The 14638-nt window shown below is 56.7% G+C and carries 10 protein-coding genes; 9 read left to right on the top strand and 1 reads right to left on the bottom strand.

The window, feature by feature from the left end; translation table 11 throughout:
• Window positions 1-177: 177 nt before the first annotated feature.
• Window positions 178-696: a PadR family transcriptional regulator gene (locus tag KGA69_RS09495; protein ID WP_015369599.1), complete on the top strand. Its 519-nt coding sequence runs from the start codon at window positions 178-180 to the stop codon at window positions 694-696.
• Window positions 697-959: 263 nt separating this feature from the next.
• Window positions 960-2339: a putrescine aminotransferase gene (gene ygjG / locus KGA69_RS09490; protein ID WP_020077886.1), complete on the top strand. Its 1380-nt coding sequence runs from the start codon at window positions 960-962 to the stop codon at window positions 2337-2339.
• Window positions 2340-2381: 42 nt separating this feature from the next.
• On the opposite strand, the gene KGA69_RS09485 is transcribed toward ygjG, so the two are convergent.
• Window positions 2382-2714: a tRNA-binding protein gene (locus KGA69_RS09485; RefSeq protein WP_032712556.1), complete on the bottom strand. Its 333-nt coding sequence runs from the start codon at window positions 2712-2714 to the stop codon at window positions 2382-2384.
• A gap of 207 nt (window positions 2715-2921) precedes the next feature.
• Between KGA69_RS09485 and ebgR the strand changes: the two genes are divergently transcribed.
• The 7 genes from ebgR to ygjK all read left to right on the top strand — a co-directional run bounded on the left by ebgR (window position 2922) and on the right by ygjK (window position 14394).
• Window positions 2922-3905 (top strand): transcriptional regulator EbgR, encoded by a 984-nt coding sequence (gene ebgR / locus KGA69_RS09480; protein ID WP_009485173.1) that lies wholly within the window; start codon window positions 2922-2924, stop codon window positions 3903-3905.
• Between the two features lie 322 nt (window positions 3906-4227).
• Window positions 4228-7320, top strand: a complete 3093-nt coding sequence (gene ebgA, locus KGA69_RS09475; protein WP_213293030.1) for a beta-galactosidase subunit alpha — start codon at window positions 4228-4230, stop codon at window positions 7318-7320.
• The gene (locus KGA69_RS09470; protein ID WP_047077812.1) at window positions 7317-7766 is read left to right on the top strand and encodes a beta-galactosidase subunit beta; all 450 of its coding nucleotides are present in this window, start codon (window positions 7317-7319) and stop codon (window positions 7764-7766) included. The genes ebgA and KGA69_RS09470 overlap by 4 nt, the downstream gene beginning before the upstream one ends.
• Window positions 7767-7860: 94 nt before the next feature.
• Window positions 7861-9294 carry an amino acid permease gene (locus KGA69_RS09465; RefSeq protein ID WP_009485171.1) on the top strand — a complete coding sequence of 478 codons (1434 nt, stop codon included), beginning with the start codon at window positions 7861-7863 and terminating at the stop codon, window positions 9292-9294.
• Window positions 9295-9522: 228 nt separating this feature from the next.
• Window positions 9523-10956, top strand: coding sequence for an amino acid permease (locus KGA69_RS09460; RefSeq protein WP_045392271.1), 1434 nt, complete (start codon window positions 9523-9525; stop codon window positions 10954-10956).
• Between the two features lie 13 nt (window positions 10957-10969).
• Window positions 10970-12028, top strand: coding sequence for a protein YgjJ (gene ygjJ / locus KGA69_RS09455; protein ID WP_045392273.1), 1059 nt, complete (start codon window positions 10970-10972; stop codon window positions 12026-12028).
• 17 nt (window positions 12029-12045) lie between these two features.
• A complete protein-coding gene (gene ygjK / locus KGA69_RS09450; RefSeq protein ID WP_213293028.1) occupies window positions 12046-14394 on the top strand; it encodes an alpha-glucosidase in 2349 nt (782 codons plus the stop codon).
• Window positions 14395-14638: the final 244 nt, after the last annotated feature.

The following is a 14638-nucleotide window of genomic DNA, read 5'->3' as shown; positions in this document are numbered from 1 at the left end:
TGATAATGATTGCCATTAGTGAAAATGGCAAGTTTTTTTTGATATAAAGCGAGAGAAAGTCACAATAAAGCCAAAATCAAAAACAAATTCAATTATATCAGTCAATTAAAAATAAACCGTTGTCATTTATTATTTTTTAGATATAAATTAGATATATCAAAAATACAGGAGACATCGATGCGACATCATCACGAAGAGGGCCACGGCGAACAGGGCCGTCGCGGCGGCGGACGCCGCCAGCGTTTCTTTGGCCACGGCGAATTGCGCCTGGTGATCCTCGATATCCTTTCGCGCAACGCCAGCCACGGCTATGAGCTGATTAAAGAGATTGAGGCGCTGACGCAGGGCAATTACAGCCCCAGCCCCGGCGTCATCTATCCGACGCTCGACCTGCTGCAGGATCAGGGATTGATTAGCGTAGAAGAGGAGAATGGGCGTAAAAAAATCGCTATCACTGAAGAGGGGCGCCGCCTGCGCGCCGAAAGCGGCGAGCTGTTAAGCCAAATTCAGACGCGCCTGCAGGAACGCATGGTCGGCTGCGAATTGCGCAAAAATCCGCAGATGAAACGCGCGCTGGAGAACTTTAAAGCGGTGCTGGACCTGAAGGTCAACCAGCAGAGCATCAGCGACGCTCAATTGAAACAGATCATCGGCGTGATTGACCGCGCGGCGATGGAAATCTCCCAGCTCGATTAACCTCTCGCACCACAATAGTTCCCAGGCTGCTCCATCACGCGGCAGCCTGCACCACCCCAATTCATACCGCTTCACACCCCAACGGCAGTTTATCTTGCAGCCTCAGGAATAAAACGTGCCAATAATTAAGTTATGAGATTAAATTTTGCACATTTGCGCCTTAACTTTGCGTTTATCCCGATTTTCATCGTCGCTGCCAGGCTGGCGTAATCCCTGCAATACTTAATTCAGTATCATGTGATACGCCCCCCCAGGAGCACATTTTGAACAGGTTACCTTCCAGCGCATCGGCTCTGGCCTGCAGCGCGCACGCACTGAATCTCATCGAGAAGCAATCGCTCTCCCATGACGAAATGAAAGCACTGAACCAGGAGGTGAGAGAATACTTTAAAGAACATGTGAACCCGGGGTTTCTGGAGTATAGAAAATCGGTCACAGCCGGCGGGGATTACGGAGCCGTAGAGTGGCAAGCGGGAGGGTTAAATACGCTTGTCGACACCCAGGGACAGGAGTTTATCGACTGCCTTGGTGGGTTTGGCATCTTCAATGTAGGGCACCGTAATCCAGTTGTGGTATCCGCCGTCGAAAATCAACTCGCGAAACAACCGCTTCACAGCCAGGAGCTGCTGGACCCGCTGCGGGCCATGCTGGCGAAAACGCTGGCGGCCTTAACGCCCGGCAAGCTCAAATACAGTTTCTTCTGCAATAGCGGCACGGAATCGGTGGAAGCGGCGCTGAAGCTGGCAAAAGCCTATCAGTCTCCGCGCGGCAAATTTACCTTCGTCGCCACCAGCGGCGCGTTCCACGGTAAATCGCTGGGCGCGCTGTCGGCCACCGCGAAATCGACCTTCCGTAAACCGTTTATGCCGCTGCTGCCGGGCTTCCGTCACGTGCCGTTCGGCGATATTAACGCCATGCGTTCCATTCTGAGCGAATGCAAGAAAACCGGTGATGACGTCGCGGCGGTGATCCTTGAGCCTATCCAGGGCGAAGGCGGCGTGATCCTGCCGCCGGCGGGTTACTTACCGGCGGTCCGTAAACTGTGCGACGAGTTTGGCGCGTTGCTGATCCTCGACGAAGTACAGACCGGCATGGGCCGCACCGGCAAGATGTTCGCCTGCGAGCATGAAAACGTGCAGCCGGATATTCTGTGTCTGGCCAAAGCGCTCGGCGGCGGCGTAATGCCGATCGGCGCGACGGTGGCGACGGAAGAGGTCTTCTCGGTGCTGTTCGATAACCCATTCCTGCACACCACCACCTTCGGCGGCAACCCGCTGGCCTGCGCGGCGGCGCTGGCGACGATCAACGTCTTGCTCTCGCAGAACCTGCCGGCGCAGGCGGAGCAAAAAGGCGATCTGTTGCTGGACGGCTTCCGTCAACTGGCGCGCGAATATCCGGATCTGGTGAATGAAGTTCGTGGGAAAGGCATGCTGATGGCCATTGAGTTTGTCGATAACGAGATTGGCTATAACTTTGCCAGCGAGATGTTCAGACAGCGGGTGCTGGTCGCCGGGACGTTAAACAACGCCAAGACGATCCGCGTTGAACCGCCGCTGACGCTCACCCTCGAGCAGTGCGAGCAGGTGCTGAAGGCGGCGCGCAAGGCGCTGGCGGCACTGCGCATATCGGTCGAAGAGACGTAATTCACACGCTACCCTCTCCCGCCGGGAGAGGGTATTTTAGCGTTATACCACCCGCACGCCTGCCGGCATGATGCGTTCCGGCGTCAACAGCACGCTTTCGCTTTCATCCTCGGTTTCCGCGCATAACAGCATGCACTCAGACGTTTCACCACGCATTTTGGCTTTCGCCAGATTACACAGCACCACCACCGTTTTCCCCAGCAGCTCTTCTTCGCTGTAGTAGGGCACCAGGCTGGTGACCGTCTGCAGCGTGCGGTCGCCGACATCAATCCGCGCAATGTACAGTTTGTCAGCATTGTCATGGCGCTTCACCTCGACAATCTTGCCGACGCGCATCTCCAGTTTGGCAAAATCAGCGTAAGCTACGGTATCCATCTCTCAGCTCCAGTAAATTTTTACTAAAAGATAGCAAGTTTTTGCCGTTCGTCTGCATAATGCTGAGAATAATGCTACTTCTGTCACGCTATCGCCGGGGAAAACAGCCCTCGCGCGCAGGCGTTTTTTACTGAAATAAGGTGCAGGACGCGACGCTTGCTTTACAATGGATGAGCAAACATGGGCAACGTCCGATAAAGGAAAAAGATGGCAACGCTAAAAGACATTGCGACCGAAGCGGGTGTTTCGCTGGCGACGGTTTCCCGGGTGTTAAACGACGATCCCACCCTGAACGTGAAAGAAGAGACCAAGCATCGCATTCTCGAGATTGCGGAGAAGCTGGAGTATAAAAGCAGCAGCGCGCGTAAAACGCAGGTCCTACCCGTCGGCCACCATCATATCCTGGCGCTGTACAGCTACCAGCAAGAGCTGGAAATTAACGACCCTTACTATCTCGCCATTCGCCACGGTATTGAAACCCAGTGCGAAAAGCTCGCCATCGAGCTCACCAACTGCTATCTCAATAACACCCTGCCCGAGCTGAAAAAAGTCACCGGCGTATTGATTATCGGCCAGCCGACGCGCGAGCTGCGCGAAACCGCCAGCGCGCTGACCGACAATATCTGCTTTATTGATTTCCACGAAGCCGGTAGCCCGTACGATGCGGTGGATATCGACCTGGTACGTATCGCCAAAGAGGTGGTCGACTTCTTTATCCAGCAGGGCGCGTCGCGTATTGGATTTATCGGCGGCCAGGACCAGCCCGGCAAGGCCGATATTCGCGAAGTGGCGTTTGTGGAGTACGGCCAGTTGAAGGGCGTGGTTTCAGCCGATGATATCTGGCGCGGCGGTTTTTCCAGCTCGTCCGGTTATGAGCTGGCGAAGCAGATGCTGGCGCAAGCGGAATTTCCGCGGGCGCTGTTTGTCGCCTCGGACTCCATCGCCATCGGCGTGCTGCGCGCCATTCACGAACGCGGGCTGGCGATCCCGGAAGATATTTCGCTGATTAGCGTCAACGATATCCCCACCGCGCGCTTTACCTTCCCGCCGCTGTCGACGGTGCGGATCCACTCCGAAATGATGGGTAGTCAGGGGGTGAACCTGCTGATCGAGAAGGCCCGCGATGGCCGCGCCCTGCCGCTTAACGTTTTTGTTCCCAGCGTGTTGAAGTTGCGCGGCACCACCCGTTAATCCAACCCCATCCCGGCGGCGCTTCGCTTAGCCGGGCTACCAGCCCTGGCCGGAACGCCATTCTGTAGGCCGGGTAAGGCGCAGCCGCCACCCGGCATAAAGCGGCTTCATCCCCCATCCAGTTCCCCGGCGGCGCTACGCCTGGCCGGGCTACCGGTCCTGGCCGGAACGCCATTCTGTAGGCCGGGTAAGGCGAAGCCGCCACCCGGCATAAAGTGGCTCATTTTGTGATCAAGTTAAAGTAAATCATCCCTGACGATTTTATTTAGTAAAAGTTTTACTAAAATGAGTTTTATCTTATTAAGCCGTTCAGGGAGGCGATATGAATCGCTGGGAAAACCTTCAACTCACTCATGAAAACAGGCTGCCGCCGCGGGCGTATTTCTTCTCTTACGACTCACTGGCCCAGGCGCGGACCTTCGCCCGCGAAACCAGCAGCCGCTTCCTGTCCCTCAGCGGGCAGTGGAACTTTCGCTTTTTCACCAACCCGCTGCTGGTACCGGAGAGCTTTACCTCATGCTATCAGAACGAGTGGGGGCCAATTACCGTACCGGGTATGTGGCAGATGGAAGGCCACGGCCAGCTGCAGTACACCGACGAAGGTTTCCCCTTCCCCATCGACGTGCCCTATGTCCCGACCGATAACCCGACCGGCGCCTACCAGCGCCTGTTCACCCTCGGCGACGGCTGGCAGGGCAAACAAACCATCATCAAATTCGATGGCGTCGAAACCTATTTCGAAGTCTACGTTAACGGTCAGTACATCGGCTTTAGCAAAGGCAGCCGCCTGACCGCCGAGTTCGATATCAGCGCGGCGGTGCAAACCGGCGATAACCTGCTGTGCGTGCGCGTGATGCAGTGGGCGGACTCCACCTATATTGAAGATCAGGACATGTGGTGGTCGGCGGGCATTTTCCGCGACGTCTATCTGGTGGGGAAAAATCCGCTGCACGTGCAGGATTTCACCGTGCGCACCGATTTTAACGATGACTACATCGACGCGACCCTCTCCTGCCAGCTGACGCTGGAAAACCTGGCTCCGCAGACGGCGGCGGCGACGCTGGAATATACCCTGTTCGACGGCGAAAAGGCGCTTTATTCGGGCAACGTCGGTCAACTGCAGGTCAGCCAGCAGCTGAACACTGGCTTCACGATTGATGTGAGCGCGCCGCAGCAGTGGTCGGCGGAAAGCCCGTATCTTTATCATCTGGTGCTGACGTTAAAGAACGCCGCCGGCGAGGTGCTGGAAATCATCCCGCAGCGCGTCGGTTTCCGCGATATCAAAGTGCGCGACGGCCTGTTCTATATCAATAACCGCTACGTGATGCTGCACGGCGTAAACCGCCACGATAACGATCATCTGAAAGGCCGCGCGGTCGGCATGGATCGCGTGGAAAAAGATCTGCTGCTGATGAAGCAGCACAACATCAACTCGGTGCGCACCGCCCACTACCCGAACGACCCGCGTTTCTATGAAATGTGCGATATCTACGGACTGTTCGTGATGGCGGAAACCGACGTGGAGTCCCACGGTTTCGCCAACGTCGGCAACCTCAGCGCCATCACCGACGACCCGGCCTGGGAACACATCTACGTTGAGCGCATCGTGCGCCACGTGCACGCGCAGAAAAACCATCCGTCGATCGTCATCTGGTCGCTGGGTAACGAATCCGGTTATGGCTGCAACATCCGCGCCATGTACCACGCCACCAAAGCGCTGGATGATACCCGACTGGTGCACTACGAAGAGGATCGCGACGCCGAGGTGGTGGATATCATCTCCACGATGTATACCCGCGTACCGCTGATGAACGAATTCGGCGAGCACCCACATGAAAAACCACGCATTATTTGCGAATACGCCCATGCGATGGGCAACGGTCCCGGCGGACTAACTGAATATCAGAACGTTTTTTACCAGCACGACTGTATCCAGGGCCACTACGTGTGGGAATGGTGCGACCACGGTATTCAGGCCAGCGACGAAAACGGCGCGGTGTGGTACAAATTCGGCGGCGATTATGGTGACTACCCGAACAACTACAACTTCTGTCTTGATGGCCTGATTTTCTCCGACCAGACGCCGGGGCCGGGCCTGCGCGAATACAAACAGGTCATCGCCCCGGTAAAAGTGCAGGCGCGGGATATCTGCCGCGGCGAACTGCGGGTGGAAAACAAACTGTGGTTCTCCACTCTCGATGACTACACCCTGCGCGTTGAAGTGCGCGCCGAAGGCGAAACGCTCTCCAGTCAGTTGCTGAAAGTGAAAGACCTGGCGCCGAACAGCGGCCGCGACCTGCAAATCGCCCTCCCGCAGCTCGACGAACGTGAAGCTTTCGTCAACATCATGGTGACCAAAGATTCGCGCACCCCGTATAGCGAAGCCAATCACGATATCGCCGTCTATCAGTTCCCGCTTAAAGCGCGAACCGCCGCGCGAACGCCGCTGTTAAACGCCAGCGCCACGCCACTGCAGATTGTCGATGAACGCCTCAGCTACACCATCTGCGGCCATAACTTCCGCGTGGTGTTCAGCAAGGTCAGCGGCAAACTGAGCGAATGGCAGTTCAACGGCGTCGACCAGGTAACCCGCGAGCCGAAGATTAACTTCTTCAAGCCAATGATTGATAACCATAAACAGGAATACGAAGGACTGTGGCAGCCGGCCCACCTGCAGATAATGCAGGAGCATCTGCGCGAATTCAGCGCTGAAATAGAGGGCGAAACGGTGGTGATCACCACCCGCAGCGTGATTGCGCCGCCGGTGTTCGACTTCGGTATGCGTTGTACCTATCGCTGGCAGATTACCCCACAGGGCCACATCAACGTTGAGCTGGCCGGCGAGCGCTACGGCGACTATCCACACATCGTCCCGTGCATCGGCTTTATGCTGGGCATTAACGGTGAGTTCGACCAGGTGAACTACTATGGCCGCGGGCCGGGCGAGAACTACGCCGACAGCCAGCAAAGCAACATCATTGATATCTGGCATACCACCGTCGACGATATGTTCGTCAATTATCCGTTCCCGCAGAACAACGGTAATCGTCAGCACGTGCGCTGGGCATCGTTCAGCGACCGCCACGGCAGCGGTCTGTTGGTCGTTCCGCGCAATACGCTCAACATCAGCGCCTGGCATTATACGGCAGAAAACCTGCACGCCGCCCAGCACTGCAACGAACTGCAGCGCAGCGATGACATCACCCTGAATATCGATGCGCAACTGCTCGGCCTCGGCTCCAACTCCTGGGGCAGCGAAGTGCTGGATAGCTGGCGCGTCTGGCTCAACACCTTCAACTATGGCTTTACGCTGCTGCCGCTGGAGGGCGGATGCGGCACCTCGCAGGTACTGGCGAACCATAGCTTCGGCGCCGGTTTCTTTTCCCCCGTTGCACACAGCGAGGCTGAACAATGAGAATTCTCGATAATTTAGAACAGTTTAAGCAGGTTTATCATAGCGGCCGCAAATGGCAGCGCTGCGTGGAAGCCATCAATAACATCGACAACATCCGCCCGGGTGTGGCGCATTCCATTGGTGATTCGCTCTCCTATCGGGTGGAAAACGATAGTACGACCGACGCGCTATTTGTCGGCAATCGCCGCTACTTTGAGGTGCACTATTACCTGCAGGGGCAGCAGAAAATCGAGTTTGCCGCCAAAGAAAATCTGCAAACCGTCGCCTGCTACCGCGACGAAACCGATCGCGAATACCTGAAAGGGATCGGTGAAACGGTGAAGGTTCACGAAGGGCAGATGGTGATTTGCGATATCGACGAAGCCTACCGCTTTATCTGCGATGCGCCGGTAAAAAAAGTGGTGCTGCGAGTCACGGTTGAAGACGGATACTTCCTCAATAAGTAAACCCGCATTAAGCGACAAGGGAGGTCAACGGGTAAGCCCGTTGGCCTTTCGGTTCCAGCCCGCTGCGGCGGGTAGATGAATGATTGGAGGACGTATGTCCGAATCTGTACGTGCCAAAATCGGCAAGTTCGCGCTGCTATCGATGGCCTTTACCGCCGTCTTTAACGTGCGAAATATCGTCAATAACAACATTGAGTTAGGGCTCAGTTCCGCGCCTATCTTCTTATTCGCCACTATCGTTTACTTTATCCCATTCGTGTTTATCATCGCCGAATTCGTCTCGGCCAACAAACACTCCGAATCCGGGATGTACGCATGGCTGAAGCAGCCGCTGGGGACCCGCGCCGCCTATCTTGGTTCCTTCCTCTACTGGTTTGTGAACCTGTTCTTTTTCCTCTCGCTGTTGCCGAACGTGGTGGCCTACGCCTCATACGCGATCACCGGTTACGCGATCCCCTTCTCGCCGATGGTGACCTCGCTTATCTCCATCGTGCTGTTCGCCATGGCTACCCATATATCCACCAAAGGGGCGACCTGGCTGGGTAAAATTTCCGAATGCGTAGCCTACGGCGTGTTCGCTTTGTTCGCGATTTACGTCGTCGGCGCGCTGACCGCGCTGGGTTCCGGTCACGTCCCGGCGCAGCCGATTACCCTGGCGGCGATGGAGCCGACCATCAACTGGGCGACGCTCGGTATCATGTGCTGGATTTTCCAGGCCGCGGGCGGCGCGGAAACCGTTGCCGCCTACCTCAACGACACCAAGGGCGGGCAGAAATCCTTTATTAAAGTCATCATCACCGCCGGAGTGCTGATTGGCGGTATGTACGCCTTAGGTTCGCTGCTGGTTAACGTCTTTGTCGCCCGTGAAAACCTGACCTACGCCGGCGGAATGGTGGAAATCTTTACCGGTCTCGGCGCCTACTTCCACATTTCTGAAGCGCTGATGGGCCGCTTCGTCGGCATCATCCTGTTTATCGCTATCTTCGGCAGCATGATGATGTGGACCGCCGCGCCGGTCAAAATCCACTTCTCGGAAATCCCGAAAGGTATCTACGGCCAGAAAACCACCGAGCTGAACGCCCACGGCGTGCCGGTACGCGCCGCCTGGTGGCAGTTCCTGTTCGTCTTCCTGATGCTGATTGTTAACGGCTTCGGCTCCGCCAGCGTGCAGCAGATGATGAACACCGCCATTAATCTCACCGCCGGTACCGCCATGCTGCCGCCGCTGTTCATCATGGCCGCCTACTTCGTCTTCCGCTGGAAACACGATGACACGCCGCGCGATTTCCGTATGGGCTCAAGGAAAGTGGGCATGAGCGTGGTATCGATGCTGATTGTGATTTTCGTGGTTAGCATGACCGCTTCGGCCTTCCCGCCGGGCGTCGATCTGGTTAACGCTTTCTTTATCAACGTCTTTATGACCGCGGTCTTCTCCGGCCTGGCGTGGTGGTGGATCACCCGCTTTGAAAAAAAGCAGCAACGTCTGCGCGCCGCGGCGCCGGTTAACGCTGCCGCCGCCGGTAAATAACGTTCCTGTCGTCCCGTCAGCCCCTGGTCGGCTGGCGGGATTTTTTTAACCCTCTCCTGATTACGTATTACTCAACCTTTTTCGTGATCGAGTTAAAGCTATTCGGTTTCTTTACTTCTATTTACTAAAACTTTTACTAAAATCAACATTAATTCTTAACTACCTCTACCCTACAAACAACACAACCCCTTCAGCGACCCTCTGAAGGACAATGTGTGGAGATGTGTTATGTCTGATACTAAACGTAATACCATCGGCAAGTTCGGCCTGCTATCGCTGACCTTTGCCGCCGTTTACAGTTTCAATAACGTCATCAACAACAATATCGAACTGGGGCTGGCGTCGGCGCCGATGTTCTTCCTCGCTACCCTGTTCTACTTCATTCCGTTTTGCCTGATTATCGCCGAGTTCGTGTCACTGAATAAAAACTCCGAGGCCGGGGTTTACGCCTGGGTGAAGAGTTCGCTCGGCGGCCGTTGGGCGTTTATCACCGCCTATACTTACTGGTTCGTAAACCTGTTTTTCTTCACCTCGCTGCTGCCGCGCGTGATCGCCTATGCCTCTTACGCCTTCCTCGGCTACGAATACATTCTGACGCCGTTCGCCACCACCGTGTTGAGCATGGCGCTGTTCGCTTTCTCCACCTGGATCTCCACCAACGGCGCGAAAATGCTGGGGCCTATCACCTCCGTTACCTCATCGCTGATGCTGCTGCTGACGCTCTCCTATATTTTGCTGGCCGGTACCGCGCTGGTGGGCGGCGTGCAGCCAGCGGATCCGATCACCGTCGAGGCGATGATCCCTAACTTCAACTGGGCGTTCCTCGGTATTACCACGTGGATCTTTATGGCGGCGGGCGGCGCGGAATCGGTGGCGGTGTACGTCAACGATGTGAAAGGCGGCTCGAAATCCTTCGTCAAAGTGATCATTCTCGCCGGGATCTTCATCGGCGTGCTGTACTCGATCTCCTCCGTGCTGATCAACGTCTTCGTCAGCAGCAAAGAGCTGAAGTTTACCGGCGGATCGGTGCAGGTGTTCCACGGCCTGGCGGCTTACTTTGGCCTGCCGGAAATGCTGATGAACCGCTTCGTAGGCCTCGTTTCGTTTACCGCGATGTTTGGCTCGCTGCTGATGTGGACCGCCACCCCGGTTAAAATTTTCTTCTCGGAAATTCCCTCCGGCATCTTTGGTAAAAAAACCGTCGAGCTCAATGAGAACGGCGTCCCGGCGCGCGCGGCCTGGATCCAGTATCTGATCGTCATTCCGCTGATGATTATCCCGACGCTGGGATCCAACACCGTGCAGGATCTGATGAACACCATCATCAACATGACCGCCGCCGCTTCCATGCTGCCGCCGCTGTTCATCATGCTGGCCTACCTCAACCTGCGCCGCAAACTCGACCATCTGCCGCGCGATTTCCGCATGGGCTCGCGTACCACCGGCATCGTGGTGGTATCCATGCTGATTGTGATTTTCGCCATCGGCTTCATCGCCTCAACCTTCCCAACCGGCGGCAACATCCTGACCATTATTTTCTACAACGTTGGCGGGATCGTGATTTTCCTTGGCTTCGCGTGGTGGAAATACAGCAGATACGTCAAAGGATTAACCCAGGAACAACAACAAATAGAAGCGGCTCCGGCTTCCCATACCTCTTAAATACCTTAAAAAAATGAAAACTAACCCTTACTTATACGGGGCACTCGTTGCCCTGGCTTTTTGCGCCCCTGCGGCGGCCGCTGAGACTGTCCATCCGGCCGAGCACGACGATACCAAAACGCCGGAATTAACCACCACCTCCTATCGCTTTTACGGCGAATTGGGGGTTGGCGGATACATGGATTTAGAAGGCGAGGACAAACATAAATACAGCGATGGCACCTATATCGAGGGCGGGCTGGAGGTCAAAAACGGCCACTGGTTCGGGCTGATTTACGGCGAAGCCTGGACGGTACAGGCCGATAGCCAGGGCAATGCCTGGACGCCCGGCCACAGCTGGGGCGGCGTGGAAGGCGGCCTTAACCGCCTCTATGGCGGCTATAAAACCGATAACAACACCGAGATCATGCTCAGCCTGCGCCAGGACTCGTCGCTGGACGACCTGCAGTGGTGGGGCGACTTTACCCCCGATCTGGGTTATGTGATCCCCAATACCCGCGACATCATGTACGCGCTGAAGGTACAAAACCGCAGCGGCGATTTCCGCTATAGCGTCACCGCCACGCCGGCCGGTCATCACGATGAAAGCAAGGCCTGGCTGCACTTCGGCAAATATGATCGCTATGACGATAAGTACACCTATCCGGCAATGGTCAACGGCTACGTGCAGTACGACATCGTCAAAGATGTCACCTGGATGAACGGCCTTGAAGTGACCGACGGCACCGGACAGCTATTCCTGACCGGCGTTCTGTCGCCCAATCTGGCCTTCCGCGCCTGGCACCATACCGGCCGCGCCAAAGGGCTGGATGTTCCCGGCAGTGAAACCGGCTTTATGGCCAGCGCCATGTATGAAGCATTAAGCGGGCTCTACTTCTCCACCGCATACAGCTACGCCAAACACCGCCCGGACCACGCCGCTGATGAAACCACCGCGTTTATGCAATTTGGCATCTGGTACGAATACGGCGGCGGGCGTTTCGCCACCGCCGCCGACAGCCGTTTCTATACCAGCAACGCCAGCGGCGACCCGAGCGACAAAATTTTCCTGATGCAATACTTCTACTGGTAACAAGGAGCCGAGATACCATGAACCTCACCACTACGCTGACGCCGCTGGCCTGCGCGCTGATGCTGAGTTTTTCCGCCCACGCCGTCACCGCGCAGGCGTTTAAAAACGTCATCGATCGTAGCGGCGCGCCGCAGTATATGCAGGATTTCGACGCCGATGACCACCAGCGCTTCAACCCCTTTTTCGACCTCGGGGCGTGGCACGGCCACCTGCTGCCCGACGGCCCGGCGACCATGGGCGGTTTCCCCGGCCCGGCGCTGCTGACCGAAGAGTACATCAACTTTATGGCCACCAACTTCGATCGCCTGACGGTGTATCAGAACGGCAAAAAGGTCGATTTCACCCTGCAGGCCTGGAGCCTGCCCGGCGCGCTGAAACAAACGCTGACCGCGCCCGGCGTGAAGGTGGAGATGATGCTGCGCTTCGCCAGCGCCCATACCTCGCTAGTGGAGACCAAAATCACCAGCAACACTCCACTGAAGCTGGTGTGGGATGGCGAACTGCTGGAAAAACTGGCCGCCAAAGAGGGTAAAGCGCTGTCGGGCAAAACCATTGATCAAGCTTTCCCGGACTATCAGCGCCGTCTGAGCGCCACGCCCGACGGCCTGACGGTCAGCTTTGGCAAGGTTCGCGCCGCCTCTGACCTGATGACTTCCGGCGAATCGCAGTATCAAATCCACCGTTCGCTGGCAACCGAGACCCGTATCGACGGTCACCGCTTCACCAGCAGCGCGGAGATCCGCGGCTCCACCACCCTCTACACCACTTATTCGCACCTGCTCACCGCGGAGCAAGCGCGGCGGGAAAAAGCGCAGATCCGCGATATTCTGGCGCGCCCGGCTTACTATCTCACCGCCTCCGAACAGCGCTGGGACGGCTATCTGCAAAAAGGTCTCAGCAATCCAGACGCTACCGCCGAACAGACCCGCGTGGCGGTGAAAGCCATTGAGACGCTCAACGGCAACTGGCGCGCGCCGGGCGGCGCGGTGCATTACCACACCGTCACCCCATCCGTGACCGGCCGCTGGTTCTCCGGCAACCAGACCTGGCCGTGGGATACCTGGAAGCAAGCCTACGCCATGGCCCACTTCAACCCGGATATCGCCAAAGAGAATATCCGCGCCGTCTTCTCCTGGCAGATTAAAGCCAATGATAAGGTGCGCCCGCAGGATGCCGGATTTGTGCCCGATCTGATTGCCTGGAACCTGAGCCCCGAGCGCGGCGGCGACGGCGGCAACTGGAACGAACGCAACACCAAGCCAAGCCTCGCGGCCTGGTCGGTGATGGAGGTGTATAACGTCACCAAAGATAAAGCATGGCTGGAAGAGATGTATCCGAAGCTGGTGGCCTATCACGACTGGTGGCTACGCAACCGCGACCATAACGGTAACGGCGTGCCGGAGTATGGCGCGACCCGCGATAAGGCGCACAACACCGCCGACGGCGCCATGCTGTTCACGGTGAAAAAAGGGCAAACCGAGCAGACGCTTTCCGGCCTTAGCGCCTACGAGCAGGTGACGGCCAAAGGCGATTACGACAACCTCAAAATCCCGGCGCAGGTAGCGGCATCGTGGGAATCCGGGCGCGACGATGCGGCGGTATTTGGTTTTATCGATAAAGAACAGCTGGATAAATACGTCGCCAACGGCGGCAAACGCAGCGACTGGACGGTGAAATTCGCCGAAAACCGCGACCGCAACGGCAACCTGCTGGGGTATTCGCTGCTTCAGGAGTCGGTCGATCAGGCCAGCTATATGTACAGCGATAACCACTATCTGGCGCAGATGGCGACGATTCTTGGCAAAGCGGAAGAGGCAAAGCGCTATCAGGCGCTGGCGGCGAAGCTGGCGGATTATATCAATACCTGCATGTTCGACCCGCAGACTCGCTTCTATTACGACATTCGTATCGAGGAACAACCGCTGGCCAACGGCTGCGCCGGTAAACCGATCGTCGAGCGCGGCAAAGGGCCGGAAGGCTGGTCGCCGCTGTTTAACGGCGCAGCGACGCAGCAACATGCTGACGATGTGGTTTCGGTGATGCTCGACCCGAAAGAGTTCAACACCTTTGTGCCGCTGGGCACCGCCGCGCTGACCAACCCGGCCTTTGGCGCCGATATTTACTGGCGCGGACGAGTGTGGGTGGATCAGTTCTGGTTCGGCCTGAAGGGAATGGAGCGCTACGGTCATCGCGATGAGGCGCTGAAGCTGGCGGACGCCTTCTTCCAGCACGCCAAAGGCTTAACCGCCGATGGCCCTATTCAGGAGAATTACAATCCGCTGACCGGCGCCCAGCAGGGGGCGCCCAACTTCTCGTGGAGCGCGGCGCATTTATATATGTTGTATAACGAGTTTTTCCGTAAGTAGTAATTCCCCTCACCCTAACCCTCTCCCCACAGGGGAGAGGGAACCGTCCGATGCCGTTTTTCTCCCTCTCCCCACAGGGGAGAGGGAACCGTTCGATGCCGTTTTTATTCATTGCTCCGGCCCGCTTTTCTCCCTCTCCCACTGGAGAGAGGGAACCGTCCGATGCCGTTTTTATTCACTGCTCCGGTCCGCTTCTCTCACTCTCCCACTGGAGAGAGGGAACCGTTCGATGCCGTTTTTATTC

Source organism: Klebsiella sp. A52 (genome assembly GCF_018388785.1).
Classification (GTDB): Bacteria; Pseudomonadota; Gammaproteobacteria; order Enterobacterales; family Enterobacteriaceae; genus Klebsiella; species Klebsiella aerogenes.
The sequence above is the reverse complement of the archived record's forward strand: the minus strand, read 5'-3'. Positions and strand labels throughout refer to the sequence as shown.

What these genes read in the sequence shown, in the direction of transcription:
- KGA69_RS09495 (WP_015369599.1), top strand. Translation starts at nt 178, where the DNA reads ATGCGACATCATCACGAAGAGGGCCACGGCGAACAGGGCCGTCGCGGC.
- ebgR (WP_009485173.1), top strand. Translation starts at nt 2,922, where the DNA reads ATGGCAACGCTAAAAGACATTGCGACCGAAGCGGGTGTTTCGCTGGCG.
- ygjK (WP_213293028.1), top strand. Translation starts at nt 12,046, where the DNA reads ATGAACCTCACCACTACGCTGACGCCGCTGGCCTGCGCGCTGATGCTG.
- ebgA (WP_213293030.1), top strand. Translation starts at nt 4,228, where the DNA reads ATGAATCGCTGGGAAAACCTTCAACTCACTCATGAAAACAGGCTGCCG.
- KGA69_RS09460 (WP_045392271.1), top strand. Translation starts at nt 9,523, where the DNA reads ATGTCTGATACTAAACGTAATACCATCGGCAAGTTCGGCCTGCTATCG.
- KGA69_RS09465 (WP_009485171.1), top strand. Translation starts at nt 7,861, where the DNA reads ATGTCCGAATCTGTACGTGCCAAAATCGGCAAGTTCGCGCTGCTATCG.
- KGA69_RS09485 (WP_032712556.1), bottom strand. Translation starts at nt 2,714, where the DNA reads ATGGATACCGTAGCTTACGCTGATTTTGCCAAACTGGAGATGCGCGTC.
- ygjJ (WP_045392273.1), top strand. Translation starts at nt 10,970, where the DNA reads ATGAAAACTAACCCTTACTTATACGGGGCACTCGTTGCCCTGGCTTTT.
- KGA69_RS09470 (WP_047077812.1), top strand. Translation starts at nt 7,317, where the DNA reads ATGAGAATTCTCGATAATTTAGAACAGTTTAAGCAGGTTTATCATAGC.